Origin of the sequence: Agrobacterium albertimagni AOL15, from assembly GCF_000300855.1 — a bacterium.
GTDB lineage: Bacteria > Pseudomonadota > Alphaproteobacteria > Rhizobiales > Rhizobiaceae > Allorhizobium > Allorhizobium albertimagni.
The window spans coordinates 29,987-54,854 of the sequence record NZ_ALJF01000015.1; the positions used below are offsets into that span (position 1 = coordinate 29,987).

Sequence of the window (24,868 nt, forward strand, 5' to 3'; positions counted from 1 at the left end):
ACACAGTGGCCGTCGACGGGGCAAAGGTCGGCCATGGGCGAAGACGACGGTTACGATCGAAATGTCACGCAACGCGGCGGCCTTGCCAACAAGACATTGCAAGACGGTGACTACCCCTGGGGTGCTGATTTCTGGAATAGTGGGGCGGTCGATCTCAGTGGATTGCATACCCGTCGCCTGACACGACGCGCGGGTGCTGAGCTTCTTCATCGAGGAAGACCTTGCCAGGCAGTCTATGTGCTCACCGCAGGTTGGACCTGTTCCTACCATCTGCTTCAAAACGGAGGTCGGCAAATCGTCAACTTGCAGCTGCCCGGAGACATTTTGGGTTTACAAGGATTGTTCCTGGGCGTGCCCAGCCTGAGCTTTCAGGCTGTCACCGATGTCGAGGTCCTTGAAGTGCCTGCAAGCGATTTCATGCAGGCACTGAAGCGCAACAACCAGACTGTTGCTTCCGTGTACCGAGCTGCCTTGCGCGATGAGGCGATCATCGTGGAGCATCTGGCAAATCTGGGGGGTGGCGATGCGACGCAGAGCCTTGCACATTTCCTATTGGAAACCGGCGTCAGGCTTTCCCAGCTGGGATTGGCCAGCGAGACAGGCTATCTGTGTCCGTTGTCTCAGGATGAGATTGCTGACGTGCTCGGGTTGAGCAGTGTGCATGTAAACCGGGTGCTTCGTCATTTTCGTGAGGAAGGACTGGTCACATTCCGTGACGGCTTTGTTCGCATCCACGACTATCAGCGCCTTGTCACACTGGCCAGTTTTGATCCTGTCTATCTGGGACGGGTCCGAGCTTTCCCCGACGCCGTGGCGGGAAGCGACTGAGGATCTCGATTGCCGCGCGGCGCACACAGTCTACGCCACAGATACTGCTAACGGCCGAGTTCAACCCGTTGAGAGATCCGTCCAGCTGATCTCTTTTTCGTCAATCCTCAAGGGCGCGCCTGATCTTGCGGACGATGGCGCGGCGTGCCTTGTCGTCGGCGGCCATGCGAAGCTGAGCTTGGAGATCCAGGATCAGGCTCTGGTAGTCATTGTTCCAGTCGCGATGACCTGCCTGCGCTGGATCGAGACGCGGCGGCGGCACGAATGTCGAAAGGTCGACCGGGCCGTCAGCGTCGAGGCGAAAAGTCGAGTCGATGTGAGGGACAAAGATTCGGTGCTCGCCCATGACAGCTGCAGCGCGCTCCTTCATCGCGGCCAGTGCCTGATCTTCCCCATGCACCAGGAAAATCGCCTCGCGAATAGGCTGCCGTGCGGCAAGCCATGCAAGCAGTTCCGCACCGTCGGCATGTCCGCTATAGACGTCGATCGAACGGATCCGTGCCCTTACGGCAATCTCCTCACCCTGGATCTTGGCGGTGGTCGCGCCGTCCTGGAGAATACGTCCAAGCGTTCCCGCCGCCTGAAAGCCGACAAGGAGCACTGTCCCCTCCTCCCGCCACAGCCAGTTTTTCAGTCTATGGCGAATACGTCCCGCCTCGCACATGCCGCTTGCGGCAATGACGATGTGAAAGCCCTTGACGAAATCCAACGCCTTGGACTGCTCGACGCTTTCGGTGAAGCGCACGAAACGTGACCGGATCGCGCGCTCCAGCAGGTCTCCATTGTCCAGCTCGCCGCTATGGGCCTTGAAGATCTCGGTCGCCCGGGTTGCAAGCGGTGAGTCGATGATCACGGGGCATTCGAGGATCTTCTTCTCTTCCATCAGGAAGACGAGGTCGGCGAGAAGCTCCTGGGTTCTCTCGACTGCGAAGGAGGGAATGATCAGCGCCCCGTCCTGATGCTGCGCGGCGGCGTTCACCTCATCCTGCAAGATTTGCCTGCGCATCGCGTCGGTCGTGTCGATGCGGTCCCGGTCGCCATACGTGCTCTCGCAAATCACATAATCCCAGCCCTGAGGCGCTTCCGGATCGGTCTGGAGCAGTTTGAACGCCGGCCCGAGATCGCCGGAAAACAGGAGACGTCTTCCCGCCTCGCCACTGATTTCGATTTCCACGGAGGCCGACCCAAGCAAATGTCCGGCATTCCAGAAGCAGATACGGATATCGTATCCCAGATCCTGCCATTGGCGCAGTGCAACAGGTCTGAACTGTGTAAGCGTCGCCTCTGCATCCTCGGCCGTATAGATGGGCTCAATGACCTCACGAGCACGGCGGCGGTTCCGGCGATTGAGCTGGTCGACTTCGACTTCCTGGATATGGGCCGAATCCGGCAGCATCACGCTGCAGAGATCGATTGTCCCACGCGTCGCATAGATCGGTCCCGCATAACCATGCTTGACCAACTTCGGCAGAAGGCCTGAGTGATCGATATGCGCATGGGTCAGGATGACGGCGTCGATCTGGCGGGGATCGAAAGGGAAGGCCCTGTAGTTCAACTGCTTTTCGCTCTTGGAGCCTTGAAACATCCCGCAGTCAATCAGGATGTGACGGCCATTTGCCTCAAGACTGAAGCATGAACCGGTCACCGTGCCCGCGGCGCCATGGAAACTCAGTCTTGGCTGTGTGTGCATCATCTTGTCCTCCCAGACCATCACGCTAATCCCAAAAGGCAGCGTATCGATTGACAAGAATCAACTGGTATTACCACCCATCCGGAGGTCAGGCAGCAGTTGGTCTGGCAGGTGGTGCAAGGTCCTCTCGCCCGCTTGCGCATCGGAAAGAGAATGTGTGGAGCGGCGCCAAGGCCCGTCGGCAACGCCCCCGACAGAGGTGCGCCCGGCTGACGGAAGGGATCGAACAGATGGTCGTGTCAGACCGACCTCTCTGTTCGAACCATGGCCCGCGTGCCCAGTGCTTCGAAAGGGCATTTTCGAGCAGGCCCCAGGGCCATTTGCATTGTCCTTGGCGATCACTGTCCTGAGACGCGGTCTACCGGCAAGTTGCAAGGATCAGAACAAAATTCCTCACGGGCATTGCTCGCAGACGGACGACGCCCAGTTCCATGACCTGCCAGCCTACCTTTCCCTGAACGCGGCATGGACCGGAACTCGCATGCTCACGCGAGCCGTTCGACGAAATCCACGCCGCTTAAAGGGAGGCACGGCGGTCAGAGATTGCGCAAATGAAGATCCAGCAGCTCGTCATAGCAGGACGGGTTTGCCGCAAGCACCGGATGTCCATTCAGGAACTCGGCGCCACGCCCCGGAAAGTGCAGGGTCTTGCCCCCGGCTTCGCGCACCAGGCAGAACCCCGCCATGCAGTCCCAGGCGCGCATGTGGGGCTCGTAATAGCCGACTAGGCGGCCGGCTGCGACATAGGCCAGCATCAGCGCACCCGACCCATTTCGGATGAAATTGCCGCCTCGGTCCATAAGGCCGGCAATGATGGCGCCGACGCGCTGAGGGGTCACGTAGTTGTTGCAGCCAATTCCCGTCATCGCATTTTGCAAATTGCGGGCAGGATCGAGGCGTAGGGGCTGATCATTCAGCGTTGAACCGAAACCGAGCGCTGAGGCGTAAAGCTCATCCGAGCAGGGCACATGAATGACGCCGACGACCGGCTCCCCTTCCCGCACAATCGCAACGGAGACGCACCAGGTCGGCATTCCATTGACGAAGGGCGCTGTGCCATCGATCGGGTCGACGACCCAGGTGAAGCCGGAGGAGCCTTCGTCATGGCCGAATTCTTCGCCGAGAAAACCGTCATTGGCATAGATCTCGGCAACGCGTCCTTTTAGGAAGGTCTCGACATTGCGGTCGGCGATCGAGACCACATCCTGCAGGTCTCGCTTCGTCTCGATCACCAGCGTGTCGCGCCGGTTGAAATAGTCGAGCGCCATGGCGCCCGCTTCGGCGGCAAGCATCTTGGCAAGCGCAAACCGCGCGGCGAGCGCCGTATCATTCACTGTCATTCTCTTCTTCCTTGATCTTTCTGCAACAAGTGTCAGCCGCTGATGACGGCAATGCCACGGTTCTTGAACGCAAGTGTGACGTCGCTCGCCGCCGCATGGGCATGGTCGACGTCGTGATCGATGACGAAGAGCGTCCCGACATCGGTTTCGACCTCGTATTCGACATGGCCGCCGAGATAGGCGGAGTGAAGGACACGGCCCCTCAAGCCTGCAGCGTGCGGCGCACCTATTCTGATGGCGCCGGGTCTGACAGCAAGCTTGGCCGGGCCCTGAGCCGCTTTCGACTGCAGCCGATGTTCGAGATTGCTGACCCGGACCAGGACTTCGCCGGCATCTGACTGGATGACCTCACAGGGCAGCACATTCGCCTCGCCCATGAAGTCGGCGATGAAGGGCGAGGCCGGCGCCTCGTAGAGCTCGCGCGGCGCTCCCGACTGGGCGATCTCGCCATCCTTCATCACGATGATCCGGTCGGAAACGGCAAGCGCCTCGTCCTGGTCATGCGTGACATAGACGGCGGTAAAGCCAAGGCGTTGCTGCAGATCACGGATTTCAGTGCGAACCCTACGGCGCAGACGCGCATCGAGATTGGAAAGCGGCTCGTCGAGCAGCAGCACCTGAGGCTCCAGCACCAGCGCACGGGCGACGGCGACGCGCTGCTGCTGGCCGCCCGAAAGCTCTGCCGGCAGGCGATGGCCCATGCCGGCAAGACCGACGAGCTTCAGGCCTTCTTCGGCCTTTTCGCGCGCTTCCTTCTTGGCCAGGCCTGATGACTGCAAGCCATAAGCGACGTTCTCGAGCGAAGTCATGTGGGGGAAGAGCGCATAGGACTGGAAAACCATGGACACGTCGCGTTCGTTGGCCGGCAGCATGGTCACATCCTTGCCGCCGATCAGGATCTTGCCGGACGTCGGGTGTTCCAGCCCCGCCAGCATGCGCAGCGTCGTCGTCTTGCCGCAGCCGGAGGGTCCGAGCAGGGTTACCAGCGTACCCGGTTCAATGGTGAGTGACAGATCGTGGATGGCCGTGAAGGCACCGAAGGTCTTGCGGACATTCTGAAAGGTAACGGATCCGGCTTTGACATTGATCATGCGGTTTTCTCCTGACCAAGAGGAAGGGGGCTGTTGTCGCTGAGACCGGCGACACGATTTTCGCGGCGCAACTTGCGTTCGCCGACAAGGAGCTGAAAGCCTGCAATGACGGTGATCATCACCACGATCAACATGGAGGAATAGGCGATCGCCACACCGTATTCGCCGTTTTCGACGAGGCCTACGATGTAGGATGTCGCCATGTTGTGTTCGGCGCTGACGAGGAAGATGACAGCGCTGATCGACGTGATGGCGCGGACGAAGGAATAAACCAGGGCCGCAGTAATTGCCGGCCGCAGAAGCGGCAGGATGATCTTGTGCACCGTGCGGAAGCTACTTGCGCGAAGGGTCAGCGAGGCTTCGTCCAGGCTCTTGTCGAGCTGGCTCATGGCCGCAATCCCGCCGCGAACCCCGACCGGCATGTTGCGGAAGACGAAGCAGGCGATGAGAATAAGCGCCGAACCCGTCATTTCGAGCGGGGGCAGGTTGAAGGCCATGATGTAGCTGACGCCGATGACCGTACCGGGAATGGCAAAGCTCATCATCAGGGCGAACTCGAAGAGGTTCCGGCCGGCGAACTTCTGCCGGACGATGATGTAGGCGGTCAGCAAACCGACGGCAGCGGTCAGCGGTGCGGAGATGAGCGAGATCTCCATGGTGGTCCACAAGGAGTTCCAGGCAACCCCGGTCCAGGCAATCGAGCCGTTCTCGATGCTCACCGAAAACGCACGGGCGTAGTGATTGAGCGTCAGCGTGTTGTCGAGGCCCCAGGTGGTGACGAAGCCACCGACGAGGATCATGCCATAGACGACGACGGTGAAGATCATCCATGGGACGACGAGTGCATGCACGCCAATCGAGATGCCACGCGGCAGCGCGATATGGGCGCCGCTGTCGCCCTTGCCGGTAACGGTCGCGAAGTTCTTGCCCGACAGCCAGAGACGCTGGGCGAGAAAGGCCGACAGTGTGAAGAACAGGAGTACGAGCGCCAGGACCGCCGCGCGCGACGGATCGTTCTGCGAGCCGACGACGGCAAAGAAGATTTCGGTCGAGAGCACGCCATTGCTGCCACCAAGCACCAGCGGATTGCCGAAGTCGGCCATGCTTTCGATGAAACCGATGAGAAAGGCGTTGGCAAGGCCCGGCTTCATCAGCGGCAAGGACACGCGCCAGAAAGTGCGCCAGCGGTCGGCCCGCAGCGTCTGCGATGCCTCTTCCATGGAGGGGCTGACACCTTCAACGACGCCGATCAGGACGAGAAAGGAAATCGGGGTGAAGGACAGGACCTGGGCGATCCAGATGCCGGTCAGACCATAGAGCCAGCGCCCGGGTTCGATCCCGAACAAGCTCGAGAGGGTCTCGGTGACCACGCCTGCGCGGCCAAAGAGCAGGACGAGTGCAAGGCCGATGACGAAGGGCGGTGTGATGATCGGCAGGACGGTGAGAAGCCGAAGTCCCTTCTTGAAGGGGAAGCGGGTGCGGGTGGCGACGAGCGCAAAGGCGAGGCCGAGAAGCGTCGAGGCGGAGGCCGTCATGATGGCGAGTGTGAAGGTGCGCCAGGCAACGCCGCAGCGTCCTTCACCGATCACGCAGTTCAGGCTCCAGATGCCGGGGTCCTGCAGATTCTTGATGAACCCATCGGGCTTGAAGGAGCCATCGAAATCCTGGACGGCTGCAACGAGCATGCTGCCGATCGGATAGAAGACGAAGACGAAGACCAGAAACACGAGCAGCGAGATCGATCCGACGACGAAGGCGTCACCCTTCATCACGCCGCGTTCGACGAGGCCGAAGGCGAACATTAAGACAAAGACGATCGCCATGGAGACGGCACCGGCACCCATCGAAGGTTGCCCGTCGGACAGCACACCGAAGAGGCTTTCGCTGATCTCCCAGGTCCAACCGGAGAAGCTGATCGCGAGCCCCTGGAGACACAGGTAGACGAGACCGGCCGCGCCTGCTGCGGCAAAGAAGGCTCCGCGGCGCATGGGGTCGGCGATGAAGCGTGCGGCAAGACCGAGACCGAAGAAGATAACGACACCGAACAACCAGAGGCGACCATAGCCGAACAATTGCAGCAGACCTGGCGCCGTCTCCTCAGAAAAGGGAAAATTGCCAAGCCAGTTCAGGCCGAAAAAGCCGGATTCCAGCCGATACCAGGGAAGCAGAATGAAGGACGCGGCCCCGAAGGCCAGCAACAGGTCCAGTCTGCGGTTGCCATGTCTCATGGTCGACCTCATTCGTAAGTCTAGCAAAGGTGGGAGGGGCCGGCAGCCCGCAGACCGCCGGCCGGAAGGATCACGCGTCAGTTGGCGACGGCACCGACTTCGCGATCCCAGCGCTCGAGCAATGCCTTGCGCTTTTCCGGGTCGCCATAGGTCTTGAAATCGTAATCGATCAGCTTGATGTCCTCGAACCGCGGCGCTTCCTTCGGAATCTCGGCGGTCTTGTTGGACGGGAGCTGGAAGGATTTGGCATCCTTCATCCGGGACTGGACTTGCGGCTTCAGCGACCAGTCATACCAGGTCTTGGCGTTGTCCATGTTGCGTGCGCCCTTGACGATCGACATCGAGCCGATCTCGTAACCGGTGCCCTCACATGGGGCGATCGACTTGACGGGGAAGCCCTCGGCCGTCTGGGCGACGGCATCATGCATGAAGACGATGCCGAGACCGGTCTCGCCGCGGGCGGCAGCCTTGACTGGTGCAGAGCCTGACTTCGTATATTGCGAGATGTTCGCGTTCAGCGCCTTCAGATATTCAAAGGCCTTCTCTTCGCCCATGATCTGGACGAGCGAGGCCAGCGCCGTATAGGCCGTGCCGGACGAATTCGGATTGGCGATCTGGATCTCGCCCTTCAGTTCCGGCGCCAGAAGGTCGGCCCAGCAGACGGGTTCCTTGTAGCCCTTCTGCTTGAAGATGTCTGTGTTGTAGCCCCAGCCGAGGGCACCGGCATAGACACCGACGGTCTTGAAGCCGGAGCTTTCAGCCTGGCTCTTCGCCCAATCCTGCAATTGGTCGAGCATCGGCGACTGGTATTCCGCGGTCAGGCCTTCGGATGCGGCCTGAAGATGGGGGTCGCCGGTGCCGGCCCACCAGAGATCGGTCTTCGGGTTGCGCGCTTCGGCCCGGATCTTGGCATAGGCCTCGCCAGAGGACATGCGCACCATGTTGACCTTGATGTCATGGTCTTTCTCGAAATCGCTCTTCATCTGCTCACAGATGACAACGTCTGCCGCGCAGATGACATTGAGGTCACCAGCGGCGAACGCTGCGCCCGCACTCAGGCTCGTCGTGGCGAGAAAAAGGGTGGAAAGCACTGTCAGTCGCATGGGTATCCTCCTGTTTTTGCGTCTGATGGAAGTCGAAGAAAGCGGACAAACCTTCGGCGGCAGCGCCGTTGAGGCGCAGTGGCAGATGGTCCTGTCGTGAAGAAATCAGTTCGTCGGGTTGATCTCGCTATCGAAGCGGCTCAAGAGCCGACTTCGCTGTTCGGGCGAGCCGAAGGTGGCAAAGTCATAATCCACCATCTTGATCATCGAGATATCGGGGGCGGCAGGTGGCAGCATGGCCCGAGCGTTGGACGGCACCTGGTTCTGACCGGCTGCAGCGCCGGTTGCCTGGCCTTCCGGGCTCAGCGCAAAGTCCAGGAAGCGGCGTGCCTCCTCCAGATTGCGGCTGCCCTTGATGATGCTGACCGCACCGATTTCATATCCAGTGCCCTCACAGGGCGCGACGATCACGAGCGGCGCACCGGCCTGCTTCTGGGTGACGGCATCATGCATGAAGGAGATGCCGATGGTGATCTCTCCCCTGCCCGCAGCCTTGACCGGTTCAGCACCCGCCTTGGTGTATTCCATGATGTTGCCGTCCAGTTCGCGCATATAGGCGAAAGCCTCATCCTCGCCGAGCAACTGCACGAGCGTCACGAGTGTGGTGAACGCCGTGCCGGACGAATGTGGGTTTCCTGACAGGATATGTCCGCGATAGACCGGCTTTGCCAGATCCTTCCAGCAGTTGGGAGCCGGCAATCGAGCCGTCGAAAGCAGATCGCTGTTGTAGGCAAAACCGAGCGCGCCGGCATAAAGACCAACGGATTTTCCGCCGGAAAGGGAAAAGAAGTTGCGCGCCCAGGGAAGGAGATCGGCCTCCTGCTTCGGCCTGGAGGGCTCGAGCAATCCTTCATAAGCTGCTTGCAGATGGGTGACACCGGTGCCGCCCCACCAGACATCGAAAGCTGGCGCATCGCTTTCGGCACGCACACGATCGAGAATCTCGCCGGTGCTCATGCGCGGCATGTTGACGTCAAGGCCCGTCTTTGCCTCGTAGGTCTTCTCCATCACGGCACACCAGACTTCGTCGACACCACAGAGGATGTTCAACGAGCCGGCGGCGCGCCCTGGCAGCACCGTGGCGAGGGTTATGAATACCCCTAAGCCCATGACGGTCAATGAATTCACGTCGTCCTCCCTGGAACCTCCCCGTTCCAATGTCCAAAGCATGTCGCCATCGGTCCAGGCGTTCAACCCGAGAATGGTTACCGATCTTTCAACAGGGCCCTCCCCATGCGTTTCAGAGATTTCAAATATTACAAATGTGACTTCAGGCGATAACCAGCAAGTCTTTGGTATTTTGTCACGGCACGGTTATGATGCCGTCGGGAGGACTGCAACGTGTTGAACCAGAAGGTAAAAATTCTGATCGTCGAGGACGATCCGGATATGGCGGAGCTTATCTGCGATCTGGTGGAGGCAGAAGGCTGGATACCGGTGACCGCGCCTTCGGCAGAAGCCGCTCAGGAACGATTGCAGCAAGAGACGGTGCAACTCGTCTTGGTCGACCACAATCTGCCGGGCCTTTCCGGACGGGCCTTCGCCCAGCGCTTAAGGGCTCAGACCGATGTCGGCATTGTCATGGTGACGGCGGCGGGCAGTGCCGCCGATCGGGTTCTGGGACTGGAGACGGCGGCTGACGATTACGTGGTCAAGCCGTTCGAACCAAACGAGCTTGCGGCTAGGATCAAGGCGGTGCTCCGCCGTACACATCCGCAATTGCGCCAGGAGCGGGAAGCCGACCGTGAGCAGCATTCGCCATCGCTCAAACTGGGAGAATGGGCCATCGATCTTACCGAAAGACGCGCGCTCTGCCTGACGGATCCGGCTAGAACGCTTACCGCGGCCGAATTCGCACTTCTGGAAATCCTGGCCGAAACGCCGAACATGCCGGTCAGTCGCTCGCAGATCCTTGACCGCATGGGCGCGGAGACCGACCGGTTTGTCGACCGAAACGTCGACGTGCTTGTGCTGAGACTGAGACGCAAGATCGAGCGCAATCCCGACCTGCCCCGCCATATCCAAACGCGACGCGGCAAGGGCTATGTGCTGCACACGGATGAGGCCGGGTCGCAACCTTGATCAACCGGGCCTTTCTGTCGTCGATCGCCTTCCGATTGCCTTTTGCGATCACCTTCATCTGCGTCTCCGTGCTGCTCCTTTCGGCCGTCGCAATCTACGGCCTTCAGAGGGCGCGCAACGAAATGTCCGCCTACAGCGTGCAGGCCTTCTCGAGCCTTGCCAAGGCCTCGCTCGTCTCCCGGCAGGTCTCGGACCTCGTCTCCAGCGCACCATTTCTGATGAATGCGACGTCTCCCTACAGAGTTTCGAGTGAAAGCCGGGCGGTGGTCGCCCAGGTTGAGGCCCTGCTTGAGACCATGTCACCCGATCAGCCCGGACCGGCTCTGCAAGGCAACGGGGCGCGACGCATCATCGACCTGCTCGAACGTATCGAGGTCCAGACGCTGGCACTCGCGGCCAATGCCGATGCCGCACAAGGGCACAAGGCCGAGGCAGCCGTGGCGCTCGGAGAGATTGCAACCGCGCGCGCCATAAAGGATCAGGATCTGCGGCAGCGCCTGAACGGCATTGCCCAATCGGCCTCGACCTCGGACAGTCTCTTCCAACTGGGCGAACTCCAGCGGCGTTTCGTTGCCGAGACGTCCGCCAGAATGATCGTGCCTGGCCCCGATCTGCGCGTATCGCCCGATCAACTCGAACCGTATCGACGGATCTTCGAGGCACAGACACGCTACCTCTTGGAGATGTTCACCATCCGCGCATCCGTCTCGCGCCTGCACTCGGTCTCGCGCGATCTATCGCATGCGACGGAAACCCAGAGCGAGCTGGTGGCCGGCGCGCTGAACAAGAACCTCGAATCCACCTCTGTTGCCCTGCGCCAGTTGCTGGTCATGATCGTGCTCGCCTCCCTTGCGGTCGTCATCCTCGCGATCCTTTCCATTCGTTCGGTCATGCGTGTCTCACGCGGTATCGGTGATCTGTCGCGTGGCATGAATGCACTGGCCCGTGGGGAGGAAAATGTTGGCCCCCCGGTCTATGCCGGGACAGAGACGGAACTCATCCGTCTGCTGGATGCATTTCGTGCCTTCAAGGAGAGCGTGGACCGCGTCTCCCGGCTGAGGAGAACCGCAGAAGCGGCTGCGCGCACCATCCGCTCGACCTTTCGCACAATGAATGAAGGCATAGCGCTCTTCGATTCATCGGGCAGACCGATCACGATGAACCGCCGGATCATAGAATTGATGCGTCAGACGGGATCGTCGCGAAAGATGCCACTGCGGCGCTTTGTCGGGACATTGCCGGAGATCGACCCATTGCTGATGCCGGCAGAAAACGATAGCGGCTCGCTGATCGAGCGGCGCGTGCTGCGGCACAGGTTCTCTGACGAGCAGGTGGTGGAGATATCCGCGTCACGGCAACCCGACGGGGGCGTCGTGCTGCTTGCCCGCGATGTCACGGCCATGGATCGCCAGGAAGTGGAAGCGGCCCGCGCGCAGCGGCTCGATGTGGTGATGCGCATGACGCATCAGGTGAGCCACGAGGTCGGCAACATGATCGGCATCATCACCGGCAGCCTTGGACTTCTCGAACGCGAGCCCGGCTTTAGCGAACGACAGAAACGTCATCTGGGGCGCATCCGAAAGGCTGCAGAACGCGGTCGCGCGCTTGCCTCCAGCATGTTGTCCGTCGGCAGCCAGCAGCAGATTCACCCGGCATCGATCGATGTTGCGGCCATTCTGCAGGGCATGGCCGATGTCCTGGAAATGGCAATCGGCTCGCGCAATCGGCTGGAACTGGAGCTCAGCGCAAACCTGCCGACGGTCGAGCTGGACCCCATGCTTCTGGAGCAGTCCATCCTTAACCTGTGCCTCAATGCATCAGCGGCGATGCCGGACGGCGGCGCGATCAGAGTAGAGGCGCGCAAGGAGGCGGGTAGCGTCGTCATCGCCGTGATAGATCAAGGTGTCGGCATGTCACCGGAGGTCCTGGATCAGGCGATGGAACCGTATTTCACCACACGCTCGAAAACCGGAGGCTCCGGGCTCGGGCTTGCAATGGTCTATGGCTTCGTCCGGCAGTCCGGCGGTGAGGTGAAGATCAGCTCTCGCCTCAGGGAAGGCACGCGCGTGGAGCTTCGTTTTCCGGCCCCCACATCGGATAGGAGGCCGTAGCAGGTTGAGCCCGAACACCGGGCGTCTCCCGATGACGCCAGGGGTCAACAATCTTCAAGGGCCACGAGCCTGCGTGGCGTGCCCCGTTCATGAATTACCGGGCCAAAATGTTTCTCCACCGGGTATCGACTACAAGTGCTGCTCGCACACAGGCGATCCCGGCCCCGTTGAATCCTCCACCTTGAAACAGCTGATAGGCGTTTCGGCGCGACCCGGGGTATCAGTTTCAATCCTTGTCTGTTGGCACCAAATGGGCTCAAGAAGTCACCAATCGACATAAGAGGCGCAGGAGCAATCCCTCGTGTTGTCACAGGAGACACCGATGCAGAGTTTCAAGAATGGACGCTGGCTCAATGAGCCCACAAAAGCAGATGTTTCGGATGCCGATCTTTTCGTGACGACTGACGCCAATACCGATTTCTGGCGAGAGACGCATTACGGCTTTGTGCGCGACAGCGGCCATTTCTACGCATTCCGGGCCGAAGGCGATTTCACCGCCCAGGTTCGCGTCCAGGCGCATTTCCAACATCTTTATGATCAGGCTGGCCTCATGGTCAGGCTCGACGAAAGACGGTGGGTCAAGACCGGAATCGAGTTCTCCGACGGACATGGCTTGCTCGGTAGCGTGCTGACGGATGGTGCCTCCGACTGGGCCACGTGCCGATACAACGGCAACCCTTCCGATTTCTGGGTCCGGGTGACCGTCGAGAGCGGCGTTCTAAGAATACAAGCGTCAGAGGATGGGCAGACTTGGCCACTCGTTCGCCTCTGCCCCTTCCCGAAAGCGGATCATTATCTCGTTGGTCCAATGTGCTGCACTCCAGAACGAGCCGGCTTGGAGGTCAGGTTTAGGGAGTGGCAATTGAGGCGGGCCCTGAGCAAAGACCTCCACGACCTGTCCTAGACGCAAGAGCGGTTGAGAATAAGGTCGCAACGCCTGCTTCTAGCGAAAGGTGCCCTAACCATCTGCCCTTGAGGGGAGCTAACGCACCCTGGAAAGCATTACGAATGCATCAAAAACGGGTGAAATATCCGGTGACGAAATGTTTCACTTGATGCAGGCGAACGGCTATTATTAGGCTGAAAACAGGCTGACATGTCTGCCCGGTATCGTCCATTCGGGCTCGCCCGCGACCCCAATGTTCCATCGACGCCGCAAGTAGTGAACGGCAGTCACTGCCCATCCAACTATAGATCTTCACGCAAGTATTGAAACATGCAAACTATACGTGTTCCAGCATAGTCTTGCTGGCTTAGGGAGGACTGCGATGGGCTACGTAGAGATCAATGGGCAGGCTGATGTTTTCCAGTACTGGCCACATGGCGCATCTGATGTTGACACGCTCAAATTTTTGCCAGACCTGAGCACAGCAACCTATTATTCCGACGGCGCGCCCGTGAAGGTGGCAAAGTTCTTTGAACGGGGCGGCACCTTCCAGCCGGATGACAACAAGCCCGGCGAGCAAAAATTTAGATCCATCCTGCGAGGCAGCGGCGGCAGCTCGCTTTCGGTTCGTCTACAAGGAATCGATGCCCCCGAAACGCATTATGCGCCGAACTACCGTGAGGGGATGTTCGACGGGGATTATGCGAAGTGGATCGCCAAGCATGTCGCGCGGCAGATGTCCTACAGGCAGCCGTATGGAAAGATCTCGACCGACTTCTTCGCCAACAGCCTGCGCACAAAGCTTGGGGTTGGTGCGTTTGACAAGGACAAACAGGAAGTGCTCGTGCCGGCCAAGCTCAAGATTCTCGCCGACAGTATCAATGGGGCGGCCGACGTCTACGGGCGCATCGTGGGATATGTCACGCTCTCGCAGAACGGCCAGGATGTCGTGCTCAATGACGTGGCATTGCAGGAAGGCTTTGCCTTCTGCTCGTTCTACGGCAGCATGACGGTCGGCGAAATGCAGCGTCTGACCGGCCTTTTTGCAAGCCACGGTGCTGGCGGGGCAAGGAAGTCGCAACTGCGCAGCAATCTCTCAAGCCAGTTGCAGGATTTCGAGCCGGGCCTGTGCACATCACGGTCGATGCGCGACACAGACCAGGACGACAATGGTTCGAACTCTATTCGCGGCACGGATTCATTCCGTTCCAAATGTTTCGATCCCAAGCTCTATCGGCGCTGCATCGACTGGGTCGGACGGCAAGACGCTCTCGGCGATCCAACCACCCTTCTGGACTACATGCGCGGCAATGACGAAGAAGTGGTGATGTTAAGCGACTTCATCGCGGCAAGCGGGGATTGGTCGGCGGCCAGGAAATTGTCCATGGGGTCGTTGATCGGCCCCGATGGGGCCTTCCGCTACCGGGCGGGTGAAGTGGTCTTCGAGTCCCGCCCCGTTGTCATGGTCGATGAGCAAAGGCAGCCTCTTCCCGACAGCTTCCTGACGCCCTATCCTTAGGCCCAGCCCACATCAACAAAGTGGAGTTTGAAGCCTGTCGACGATCCGTCTGAGGTTTGCCGCTGCAAGTCCAAACGATGAGGGAGCCCCGGCAAGGCGAGCGAAGGCACCGGCGGTCTCCGCAAGTTCTCGCCCACGCTCGGCGGCGACGATGCGTGCAATGGTCGCTTGCGATGGCAGAGTTACGTGACGGGTCAGACCAAAAGCCGTGCCAGCCCGTGATCCGTCGGGGTGGCCCGACGGCAGAAGCGCTAACTCCTCCCCGAGCGGCTGGATGAGGGTGGTCATGGCATTGATGGCTGCGTCACAGAAGAATGAGGCTGCGGGCCCACCGGCGCCGGACGCGAAAGCGTGCTGAAGCAGGCGCAGCATGAGTGAATAGACATCATCAAACAAGTCTCCGACTGAACGGCTAAGAGACTGGTAATGAGGTTGGCGGCTCCCTGCCCGTTCCAGTCGCCGCGGATGGCGGCAAGCTTGGCCAGTTTCACGAGCCGGCCGGTATTTCCGCGCGCATTGGCGGTGGTGAGCGAGGTCGTCGAAAACAGGATCGTTGAAAGGCCAAATTGTCCCAGTCGCGGGCCAAGAGGCGACAATCCACTGGCAAGAATGAAACCGCGTCTGCGCACGTCGGCATCCCCATCCCATGCAACGAGAGTAGCCATGGGGAGAGAGCGGACAAACCCATACTTGCAACCCTGCATCACGGATTTTGAATCTGGGTTGCAATCCCAACCAACGCTCGGTCGCTCCGGATCGGCTGGCAGAACGGGTGACGTTTCCAATAGGTATGAGCTCGACCTTCGGTGCAACTCGTGCGCTGCGGGACGTGCGTTTCCATTGGATATGATCGTCATGGATGGAAAGTCCGAGCTTTGGTCGCGGAAAAAGGCTACCGCGACCGACAACGATGTTTTGTTGTGAGCTTCGAGAGGAAAACGGCTCACCTTCCATCGGCGCGCCGTTCATTATCCGGCGGGCTAGATCGCCTTCAAAAGGGACATGACGAGGTCACTTGCCTGACGACGTCGCAGGCTTCTCGTCTCGCGGTCTTCCGGCTCATCTCCTTCGATCTCGAAGTTTGCAAGTGAGGTCGGGCCATCCTTTTCGTGCCCTTCAGTTTTCTCGTCGTCGCAGAAGCGCTTTTTTAGAATGTCGATGGCGGCCTGGATTGCACCTGCGTGTTTGCCCTTGAGGGCTGATCTGAAAGCTTCGGCAGCCTTGTCGATCCCACCTTCCGTATTTTCGAGGCAATAGATCAGATCGTGCGCGTCTTTGCGTTCGCCACGATGGTCGAACGCGAATGCCTTAAGGCAGGTGAAGCTGACGATATTGGCGTATGAGATGGTTTCCGTGGTTTTGCCGTCGCCATTCAAGAGTTCGGCAGTGACCTCGATTTTTTCGTGGAGATCAAACACCATGGATGCATACGGAATATTGATGGCTGAGACATTACCCTCGGTGGGGAGTTCCTGGACTTTCCCGCCGCCAAGCTTTGGGTCGTTGGCAAGGAACTCAAGGACGATCGCCGCACCGACTTTCACAGGCGCTTGCCAGCGCCAGTTGACCTTCTTGCCCTGAGCATTCTCTGCGCGTTCAAATCCCATCTTTTTGAGATTGTCTTCCAGCGTGTGATAGGCTTCCACATCCGTGAGAATGGCCATGTCGACGACGAGGTCGACGTCACCGGTCCCGGCATGGACTGCTCCGGGCGGCCTCGAAGGCGCGAGATATCGCGGCGCGAGGCCTCCCACGAGGTATACAGAATCCTTCCAGGGGCCAAAGCCGCGAAGGAGACTTACCAGCACCCGCTCACATTGGGCGGTGATCTCTTCCTTATATCCGTTCAGTACATTCGGCTTCATCATCACGCTTTCAAAATTTCCTGGCGAAGATGGGCCGCAAAGTCTTTCGCGCGGCCGCCGGCCTGTAGCAGATCGAAATAGGTCTGCAGTTCGTCGGCGAACCAGACGCCGTCCCGGAATGTCCGGAACGGAAGGTCGCCATCGGCTTCAGGATAGAGAATCGAGAGATTCCAGCCTTGAGATGTCGGGCGAAGATCATAATGCTCAGCCAGATCGATGCGGTCCAGGATGTTCAGTCTGCACCGTACCTGCGAGACGGTCGACAGATATGGGGAATAGAGTTGAGCTGCGGCCTCCCCAGTGATCTCATACTGCCAGCCGTTGCGTTCGCTCACGTCGTCGATCATTTGCATGATCGACTGGGGCGTGCCATTCTTCATATAGTAGCGTCGCGTCGCTGGCGGCTTGATTGCACGACAAGCGTCCGACCATGCGTCCAGCAGTTCGGTACGGCTCTTGAGCATCCTCTCCTTGCTTGGCCCCTGGCCTCTTGTTGCCACCCATTCTCTCTCCTCCAGTGATGTCAGTGTCTCAGATGCAGTACCTGCTGATACGCCGGCGCGGTCGGCGATTTCGCCGACACTGAACCACGCATCACCGGCAAGCCACACTGCGTGGAGCGCCCTTGCGCGTTTCCCTTTGAAGATAGATGAGGTGATTTTTCGCTTCTTATCGCTTCGCGGCTTTTCGATCAGCACATAGAAGGACTTGCCTGGCAAAAACAGGTTGCCGTCTAGATCGAAGTATCCAACGCCTTCCTCCTTCAGGAGGTTCATCGCTCCATCCGAAAGAGCCTCGGAGGCGATAACGGGGACAATGTCAGACCCGAGGTCGCCTGTTTGACTGAGATAGCTATGGAGCTGATAGATTGCAGCGCGGACATCTCTTGGGAAGCCAGACCTCTTGCACTCGATGACGAAAGTGGCCTCGCTGTCGCGAAGTGTAGCTTTGACGACTGCGTCAACGCGGAACCTGTCTAGAGGGCTTTCTCGCTCTACCTGGTAGACGGCGCCGCCCGGTATCCGGTCCAGAGTTTGGCGGAATTCGTCAACCAGCAGATATTCAAGACTGTTATTCATCGCGCATACCCGCTTCACTGCGCAGTGAATAATGCATAAATCCTGAATGTTCAACAAAAAAATGATATTCACTGTGCAGTGAAATTTAGTCGTTTAATGGGAGGAGCCCATATTCGTGGGGGGCCGTACGACCGGTAACACTCACCTCGGAACGACCCTGAGAAATTCTCTACATGCAGGCCAAGACAAGATTCTTTTAATTGCCACTGAGAGACGCCCCGGCGTTCGCACCGAGAGTTGACCCGCCTGTCAGGTATGTTTCGGATCTGCGGTCGTGGTCAAGTTCCTAGTTTTTTCCTTCGCCGTTTTGGTGTCGTGCGCTGAGCTGTTCTTGAAGCGGAAGCTGTCTTTTCCGGTTTCAGGATGTGGCAGTGATGTGTGAACCGGTCCAGTAGCGCCGTGGTCATCTTGGCATCACCGAAGACGCCGGCCCATTCGTTGAAGCTGAGGTTGAGCACGCTTTCTCAATGAGAACCCCATGACATCGGCTAGCGCTAAGCCAAGTTTGGCGTCACTTCAGCATCAACCGCGGTAGCGCCGGTACAAGGGCCTTGGCCAACTCTCGTCAAGATTACCGGTCACATAGTGTCATCACCGTACCGTGAAGCCCTAGCCGGGTGAAAAAGTTCACGCCCTGATTGCTGTGAACGACTGACAGATCCACTCCGATCAGCCTCCCGGCGCCCATCCGGATTCGAATGCTCTTGAATAGGTTCGAACCGTCGACCTGCCGTTTGCACTCTCAGGGTTGAGTAGCGCAAATCTATCCCGGGCTGAGACAGGGCTCACATTCCGGAGGATTTCCCCTCAGTTCCTCCCTGCTGTGCTCGCCCGACTGCGATTATCGCCAAAGTTCTTTTGTCGCCCATTGGGAGAGGGGGAATTGGCCAACGCTGAACCCGCAGTGCGAGAACTTGCTCCCTTGGTAATAGTTGATAAATCGACTATTATATTCCGGTTACCTTTGCGGGAGATATGTATGATCAGCGCCGATCTGGGAAAGCAGCTCGAAAGCTATATTCAGCAGCTCGTGGATCAGGTCGCTACGGCTCGAAAAGCGAAGGCGTGCGACTGGTTCAGGGCCGTGAAACGCGACTGGCCGCTCTGGATGCTTCAATCATGCGCGGCATCTCCGATGCGGACACCGGTCGAACTAAGTCGGCCAGCGATGTGTTCAACCGTCTCGACGCAAAATACCGTGCAATGGCTGACGAAGCCGAAAATTCCGCATGATCCTTGAGGTTACCAGTGAGGCCGAAGGCGATCTTGAGTAGATCGCTGATTACATTGCCGAGCAAAATCCACGGCGCGCGCTTTCATTCATTCGAGAGCTGAGGAGCCGTCGTGAAGATCTTGTAAATAACCCCGACAGCTTCGCCCTCGTCCCTCGCTATGAACATCATGGAATCCGTCGGCGCGTTTACGGCAACTACCTGATCCTCTATCGCATCGAGCCCACCAAAGTGGTCATTATCCACATCCTACACGGCGCAACGGACTACGGTCTATTCCTGTTTGGCGAATGATCAAATCAAGTCGATTTGAGGCAAATTGAAGCGAAACGCTGCTTTTACTGTCAACTTATAGATCAGCGCGGGGAGAAATCTGCTTGCAGTCGATCTAGCTGCTAGGCCAAAGGTCGATCCTGTCAAAGCTGGTTAGAGGCGCGTGTTCACCAGCCAGTTAGAAACGCGGCACCGGTGCTGCCGTCCCCGATCTGAGCGGCAGAACCGCTTGCAAGATCAGATCGGGGCGTGAGGGGCACATCTCTTCGGCTCTATATCCAATGAGAAGTGCACGGCGGCCGCCGCTCTGGCAGAGTGAGGCTGCATCAAAACACTCGCTCAGGAGCCAAATCATGGAACGCCGTCAGCTATTTGCCACCGGCCCGTCAAGCCAATTGAGAAAAGCTAGGGTCAGTCTCCCGACAGAGCCAGTTTCCGCGTGTAGAGACAAGAAACAATCGCTGGGCTCGGCAACTATCGCACGCGCCGCCTAGTCGGATCTGTGCTCCTTGCCGCTCATCGGCGACGCGTAAACGAGATTCGCTGATGCAATCTTGACCGGGTAACAGCGTTTTGGGAGTCCGAAGACTTCAGTATTGCCGGGGTCAAACTGGCCATCACGAGCCCAAAGCAACTTGAAGCGAATGCGAAGCCGCCAGAACGTTTTCGTCACTTCCTCGCGGTCCCGAAACCAGCAATCCGACAGGCATGGCACTGGCGCCCTTACCGCAAGGCATGGAGACCCCGCACCAGTCGAGAAAATTCCCAATCAGCGTATTGCGCAGTGTCTTGCCATTGACCTGGAAAAACAGGTCCTCATCATCCAGCAATGGCTGAAGCGCAGGCGCAACATGGGGAAGTGTGGGGCTGAGGAGAAGCGATCCCGGCTCAAGGCGGGCCTCGAAAGCTGTAATCATCCTGTCGCGCTCGGCGAGCGTCTCCATGTAATTGGCAAGCGTAATCTTTTCACCCAGTCGCGTTCGCTTGACCACTCGGGGGTCCATATCCGCTGCTGCGGCTCCCAGGATCCGCTCACGATGGAGAATGAAGGCTTCGGCTGTGACCAATGCGCCGTTCTTCGCCATCAGATCGAATATTGATGAGAAATCGGGGAACGCTTCGCGGCGGATCCGGGCCCCTTGCTTTGCCAAGTGATCGACAGCCAGCTCGAAGGCCTCGACGACTTCGGCTTCCGCGTCATCAAAAAACACGGTCTCAGGAACGACAAAGGAAAGATCGGAGATCGCCGGACGCGGCAAGGCCATGCCAGCCGGCAGGCCGCGCATGGCAGCGTCAACCCAGGCCGCGTCCTGGACCGTGTGGCAAAGTGGTCCGAGCGAATCAAGGCTCTGCGCTAGCGGAAAGACGCCATCCATCGAATAGCGGCCGCGCGTCGCCTTGTAGCCGACAATACCGTTGAAGGCCGCTGGAATGCGAACCGAGCCGCCGGTATCGGTGCCGATGGAAACGGGCACGAGACCGGCAGCAACCGCCACGCCCGAACCGGACGAGGACCCACCTGGAATGCGGTGTTCGCCATCTGGCGAGGCCGGGTTGCGCGGCGTGCAGTAATGGGGATTGATGCCGAGGCCGGAAAAGGCGAACTCGCTCATGTTGACGCGGCCGACACTGACCATGCCGGCGCTGGCAAGCGCGCGCACCACACCAGCATCTCGGGCTGCAGGCTCGTTGGTCTTCAGCACGAAAGAGCCCGCGGTCGTCGGCAAGCTCTCTATGTCGAACAAATCCTTCCAAGCGACTGGAACCCCGTCAAGTGCACCAAGCGAACGGCCTTCACGGATGCGCCGACGCGAAGCCTCGGCCTCCGATCGCGCCCTCGTCTTCAGAAGCACTGTGAAGATTGTCTCGTCGGTATGGGTCTCGATCTTTTCGAAGGTTTCCTCGAACAGATCGACCGCGTCGAGAGCCCCGGATTGCAGCAGCGCGGAAAGCTGGGCGATCGAACGTGACATCGTCAAATGTCCTTCTCTGCACGTCCGACAAGCTGCATCCAGCGGCGGACAAGATAGTTGTGTTCATCCATGGTCGTGTTCCACACGGCGATCCCGTTGGCGCGCTGCCAGTAGGAACCGCCACTGCGGACGGAGCCGCGCTTTATACGGATCACGCCGTCAGGTCCTGGAAGATCTTCGCGGGCAGGAAGGCCTTCGTACCAATAGTCCCACTCGGCCGCGGTCATGTGGCTTCTGGAGCGTTGAGGGGTGGAAATATAGTAACCCTGGCGGGCGACCACAGCGCCCGGCCAGCCGGAAATCCACCAGTTCAGATAGTCATAGGCAATGTCGAGCATGCGTCCTGAAAGGCTGCGCGAGAGACACAAGCCACCATGCCATGCCCGGTAACCCTCCACGGGCGCGGCCTGCTCCACTGGTAATCCCTTGCTATTGAGAATACCGATGCCGGTAGACCACATACTCTGGATGTCGGTGTCGCCATCGATCATCAGGCGGGCGGCATCCTCGGCGGTGCGCCAGAAGCTGCGGAAAAAGCCGGCCTTGCGACGCGCTTCCAGGATATCCATCAACTGATCGATCTCGGCGACCGTCATGTTGCCGATATTGCCGAAGCTCATCAAGCCGGCGGCCTGTGCGGCAAGTGCCGCATCGAAAATGCCGATCGCCGGCTCATCAACCAAAGCGCATCGTCCCGCCCAGCGCTCGTTCAGGAGTGCAGACCAGCTCGCCACAGACTGCACCCCATCCACCACATCACTGCGATAGGCAAAACTGTCGAAGTTATGGGTCGTTGGCAGCATGGAGATACGGCTCGTCGGCATGTCACCAAGCGCAAGGTTCGGCTGGACAAAGAGCTTGCGGGCCGGCACATCCCCCTGCCCCATACGTGCGCTTGGGCCAATCTGACCGGTCTTGGTCAGGTCGTTTATCTCGTCCCACAGAGCAATCCGCTCAATCTCGATCGGCTGGACCGCCCGCCAGTACCAGACGATGTCCAGATTATGGAAACACTGATCATAGATGTCGTAGCTATCAGGCTCCTGCGCAGCCTTGTGCTGGGTGACCACGAAGTCGTTATTGTCGAAGACGACGTCGATACCGAGATCTGCCTGCGCCTTTAAGCGCAGCTCCTCCAGAAGAGATATAGCGGTGCCCAGCACGCGCAACTTCGGCTTGCCGGCCGTATGAACGGCGGGCGCGGCAGCGTTTGGATAGGGGGAATGCTTATTCATCAAGGACTCTAGGCGTTCTGGACCCCAACGGCTGCCTCCTGCGGCAAGCGGCCCTGTGCCTGACCCGGCAGGGCGAAGGCAGAGAAGGACCGTTTCAACAGGTTCGTGTCGAGACCGTCAACAATAAAGACAAGGCGCGAGCTTCGGTCAGAAGATGGCCAGGCTTCCAGATGCACGGGCGGGTGCACGAGATGCTGGACGCCGTGGACTGCGACCGGGCGTTCTTCTCCTGCAAGATGAAGGATGCCCTTGACCCGCAGGACGCGCTCGCCGTGGCAGTTGAGGAGCATGGTGAGCCAGACCCCGAAACCGGTCCAGTCGATCGGATCCTGGACCGTGATCACGAAAGAGGAGATGGCAGTCGTATGCGCGACGCCCTCGGCTGTCTGAAGGGTTGCAGGTGCGTCGCAGTAAAATCCTGAGACAGACTGCAGCTTCGCGCCGCGATGGTCCTCCGCCAACAGGGTTTCTGCATCCGGTCCCTCGTCGCTCGCAATATGCGTTGAGGCATCAGGGTTAAGCTCAGCAAGCCGCGAAAGCAGCGCCGAAGTGCCGGTCGCAGAAAGATCCGTTTTCGTGACGACGATGCGGTCGGCAATGGCCACCTGACGATTCGATTCCACATAGGTCTCAAGCTGCCTGAGACCGTTGACGGCATCGACTGTGGTGACGACACTGCCGGCGCGAAAATGATGCCGCAGGACCGGATCGGATTTGAGGGTGGACAGGACCGGAAACGGATCGGCAAGCCCCGTGCTCTCGATGACCACGCGGGTGAACGGCGGCACCAAGCCAAGATCTCGCTTGGAATGGAGGTCCTTTAGCGCATCGGCAAGCTCGCCGCGCACAGTGCAGCAAACGCAGCCGGATTGCAGCAAAACCATCGTGTCATCAATCCGCTCGACCAGATGATGGTCGAGCCCGACCTCGCCAAATTCGTTGATCAAAACCGCTGTATCGGCCAGTGCCGGATCCGCGAGCAGACGTTTCAACAGCGTCGTCTTGCCAGAGCCGAGAAATCCGGTCAGCAAGTGAACGGGCGTGAATGCAGGAATGTCAGCCATCGTGGCCCTCCTCCAGCCGGGCAATCAGCACCGGATCCAGTGGATCGCAGATCCGGCCCGACAACTGCTCGGCAGCAGGCCATAGATGGCCGAGATCCTCTATGATCTCGTTCTTGCCGGTGCGGGTGGCAAGCAGGAAGGAAGAACCCTGCCAATCGGATAGGCTCATGCCAAAGGCGGACAGGACGCGGTTTGCAGCAGCCACACGACGTGCCCGCTCACGCCGGCGGTCGAACCTTTCGACATTGCGGGTATAGATCCCCGGCCGTGCCACGGCATCGGTCCAGTGTTCGTTGCCACCAATGACACCACAAAGAGAACACATGGCGCTCCTGCCTCATGTCTTTAAGAGGGAGCGGGCGACCCGCCCCCATTTTCAGGTTTACTTGCGTGGGAAACGCTTGGCAAAGTCGTCGGCGATCTCGTTCATCGTGACGAACTTAACACCCGGATGCTTGATCATATAAGCATAGAGGCGCTCGAGCATCATCAGGACCTGGGGGCGGCCGGCAACGTCAGGATGGATGGTGATCGGGAAGACGGCATATTCCATCTCGCGATAGACCCAGTCAAACTGGTCACGCCACATCTGCTCGATGTCATGCGGGTTGACGAAGCCATGGCTGTTCGGCGACTTCTTTATGAACATCATCGGCGGCAGGTCATCGAGATACCACGAAGCCGGGATCTCGATGAGATCCGTTTCCTCACCGCGGGTCAGAGGCACCATCCACTCCGACGGCTTCTTGGAATAGTCGATCTTGGTCCACTTATCACCAACGCGCACGCGGTAGGGTGTGAAGTCGTTGTGCATCAGCGAATGGTCGTATTTGATGCCGCGCTCAAGCAGCAATTCATTTGTGACATTGGAGAATTCCCACCACGGCGCGACATAGCCGGTTGGGCGCTTGCCGGAGAGCTTGGTGACGAGGTCAATGCACTTGTCGAGAACTTCGGTTTCCTGCTCGCGGGTCATGGCGATCGGGTTTTCATGGGTATAGCCATGAATGCCGATTTCATGGCCGGCTTCAGCCACCGCCTTCATCTGCTCCGGGAAGGTCTCGATCGAATGGCCCGGGATGAACCAGGTGGTCTTGATACCAAAACGTTCAAACAGCTTCAAAAGGCGCGGGCTGCCCACCTCACCGGCAAAAAGGCCGCGTGAGATATCATCTGGCGAATCCTCGCCGCCATAGGAGCCGAGCCAGCCAGCAACCGCATCAACGTCGACGCCGAAGCTGCAAAAAATCTCCTTAGCCATGGGTATTT

The 24,868-nt window shown here is 59.0% G+C and carries 20 protein-coding genes and 2 pseudogenes; 7 read left to right on the forward strand and 15 right to left on the reverse strand.

Translation table 11 applies throughout. From position 1 onward, the window contains the following. Positions 1-33: 33 nt before the first annotated feature. Positions 34-828, forward strand: a complete 795-nt coding sequence (locus tag QWE_RS19065) for a Crp/Fnr family transcriptional regulator (protein ID WP_083872961.1) — start codon at positions 34-36, stop codon at positions 826-828. A 100-nt stretch (positions 829-928) separates the two neighbouring features. Here QWE_RS19065 and QWE_RS19070 read toward each other — a convergent pair whose 3' ends face one another. The 6 genes from QWE_RS19070 to QWE_RS19095 all read right to left on the reverse strand — a co-directional run bounded on the left by QWE_RS19070 (position 929) and on the right by QWE_RS19095 (position 9,390). Then, positions 929-2,518, reverse strand: a complete 1,590-nt coding sequence (locus tag QWE_RS19070; RefSeq protein ID WP_040300690.1) for an MBL fold metallo-hydrolase — start codon at positions 2,516-2,518, stop codon at positions 929-931. A gap of 536 nt (positions 2,519-3,054) precedes the next feature. Next, positions 3,055-3,858, reverse strand: a complete 804-nt coding sequence (locus tag QWE_RS19075) for an inositol monophosphatase family protein (protein WP_006727811.1) — start codon at positions 3,856-3,858, stop codon at positions 3,055-3,057. A gap of 32 nt (positions 3,859-3,890) precedes the next feature. Continuing rightward, on the reverse strand, positions 3,891-4,949 hold the full coding sequence (locus QWE_RS19080) for an ABC transporter ATP-binding protein (RefSeq protein WP_006727812.1): 1,059 nt from the start codon (positions 4,947-4,949) through the stop codon (positions 3,891-3,893). Beyond that, entirely contained in the window at positions 4,946-7,177 is a 2,232-nt protein-coding gene (locus tag QWE_RS19085) for an ABC transporter permease (protein ID WP_006727813.1), read from the reverse strand. The genes QWE_RS19080 and QWE_RS19085 overlap by 4 nt, the downstream gene beginning before the upstream one ends. Before the next feature lie 77 nt (positions 7,178-7,254). Further along, complete coding sequence (locus QWE_RS19090) at positions 7,255-8,280, reverse strand: ABC transporter substrate-binding protein (RefSeq protein WP_006727814.1); 1,026 nt, start codon at positions 8,278-8,280, stop codon at positions 7,255-7,257. Positions 8,281-8,385: 105 nt separating this feature from the next. After that, a complete protein-coding gene (locus QWE_RS19095) occupies positions 8,386-9,390 on the reverse strand; it encodes an ABC transporter substrate-binding protein (RefSeq protein ID WP_052018232.1) in 1,005 nt (334 codons plus the stop codon). Positions 9,391-9,621: 231 nt separating this feature from the next. Here QWE_RS19095 and QWE_RS19100 point away from each other — a divergent pair, with 231 nt between their 5' ends. The 4 genes from QWE_RS19100 (at position 9,622) to QWE_RS19115 (ending at position 14,878) form a co-directional block, all read left to right on the forward strand. Beyond that, a complete protein-coding gene (locus QWE_RS19100; protein ID WP_040300670.1) occupies positions 9,622-10,362 on the forward strand; it encodes a response regulator transcription factor in 741 nt (246 codons plus the stop codon). Next, positions 10,359-12,473, forward strand: a complete 2,115-nt coding sequence (locus QWE_RS19105) for a sensor histidine kinase (protein ID WP_006727817.1) — start codon at positions 10,359-10,361, stop codon at positions 12,471-12,473. The genes QWE_RS19100 and QWE_RS19105 overlap by 4 nt, the downstream gene beginning before the upstream one ends. 322 nt (positions 12,474-12,795) lie before the next feature. Next, positions 12,796-13,377 (forward strand): DUF1349 domain-containing protein, encoded by a 582-nt coding sequence (locus tag QWE_RS19110; protein ID WP_006727818.1) that lies wholly within the window; start codon positions 12,796-12,798, stop codon positions 13,375-13,377. Between the two features lie 364 nt (positions 13,378-13,741). Continuing rightward, the gene (locus tag QWE_RS19115) at positions 13,742-14,878 is read left to right on the forward strand and encodes a thermonuclease family protein (RefSeq protein WP_006727819.1); all 1,137 of its coding nucleotides are present in this window, start codon (positions 13,742-13,744) and stop codon (positions 14,876-14,878) included. A 284-nt stretch (positions 14,879-15,162) separates the two neighbouring features. Here the strand turns inward: QWE_RS19115 and QWE_RS25355 are convergent, their stop codons facing one another. The 4 genes and pseudogenes from QWE_RS25355 to QWE_RS24835 form a co-directional block, all read right to left on the reverse strand. Next, entirely contained in the window at positions 15,163-15,507 is a 345-nt protein-coding gene (locus QWE_RS25355) for a hypothetical protein (RefSeq protein WP_157790739.1), read from the reverse strand. Positions 15,508-15,858: 351 nt separating this feature from the next. Continuing rightward, positions 15,859-16,746 carry an antitoxin gene (locus QWE_RS19125; protein WP_006727821.1) on the reverse strand — a complete coding sequence of 296 codons (888 nt, stop codon included), beginning with the start codon at positions 16,744-16,746 and terminating at the stop codon, positions 15,859-15,861. Further along, entirely contained in the window at positions 16,746-17,822 is a 1,077-nt protein-coding gene (locus QWE_RS19130; protein ID WP_040300672.1) for a MarR family transcriptional regulator, read from the reverse strand. The genes QWE_RS19125 and QWE_RS19130 overlap by 1 nt, the downstream gene beginning before the upstream one ends. 249 nt (positions 17,823-18,071) lie before the next feature. Continuing rightward, a pseudogene (locus tag QWE_RS24835) lies at positions 18,072-18,274 on the reverse strand (ATP-binding protein); the annotation flags it as partial. 527 nt (positions 18,275-18,801) lie between these two features. On the opposite strand from QWE_RS24835, the pseudogene QWE_RS19135 reads away from it, so the two are divergent. Both QWE_RS19135 and QWE_RS24840 read left to right on the forward strand, forming a co-directional pair. Continuing rightward, positions 18,802-19,055, forward strand: a pseudogene (locus QWE_RS19135) (type II toxin-antitoxin system ParD family antitoxin). Between the two features lie 41 nt (positions 19,056-19,096). Then, entirely contained in the window at positions 19,097-19,348 is a 252-nt protein-coding gene (locus tag QWE_RS24840) for a type II toxin-antitoxin system RelE/ParE family toxin (protein ID WP_240532588.1), read from the forward strand. A 596-nt stretch (positions 19,349-19,944) separates the two neighbouring features. On the opposite strand, the gene QWE_RS19140 is transcribed toward QWE_RS24840, so the two are convergent. From QWE_RS19140 to QWE_RS19160, 5 genes are read right to left on the reverse strand one after another with little or no spacing between them, the layout of a single operon-like run. Next, positions 19,945-21,306 carry an amidase gene (locus QWE_RS19140; RefSeq protein WP_100220949.1) on the reverse strand — a complete coding sequence of 454 codons (1,362 nt, stop codon included), beginning with the start codon at positions 21,304-21,306 and terminating at the stop codon, positions 19,945-19,947. After that, positions 21,303-22,535, reverse strand: coding sequence for an ABC transporter substrate-binding protein (locus tag QWE_RS19145; protein WP_006727825.1), 1,233 nt, complete (start codon positions 22,533-22,535; stop codon positions 21,303-21,305). Before QWE_RS19145 ends, QWE_RS19140 begins: the two co-directional genes overlap by 4 nt. 8 nt (positions 22,536-22,543) lie before the next feature. Continuing rightward, positions 22,544-23,599, reverse strand: a complete 1,056-nt coding sequence (locus QWE_RS19150) for a CobW family GTP-binding protein (protein ID WP_006727826.1) — start codon at positions 23,597-23,599, stop codon at positions 22,544-22,546. Beyond that, complete coding sequence (locus QWE_RS19155) at positions 23,592-23,924, reverse strand: hypothetical protein (protein WP_006727827.1); 333 nt, start codon at positions 23,922-23,924, stop codon at positions 23,592-23,594. Before QWE_RS19155 ends, QWE_RS19150 begins: the two co-directional genes overlap by 8 nt. A gap of 57 nt (positions 23,925-23,981) precedes the next feature. Further along, the gene (locus QWE_RS19160) at positions 23,982-24,860 is read right to left on the reverse strand and encodes a polysaccharide deacetylase family protein (RefSeq protein WP_006727828.1); all 879 of its coding nucleotides are present in this window, start codon (positions 24,858-24,860) and stop codon (positions 23,982-23,984) included. Positions 24,861-24,868: the final 8 nt, after the last annotated feature.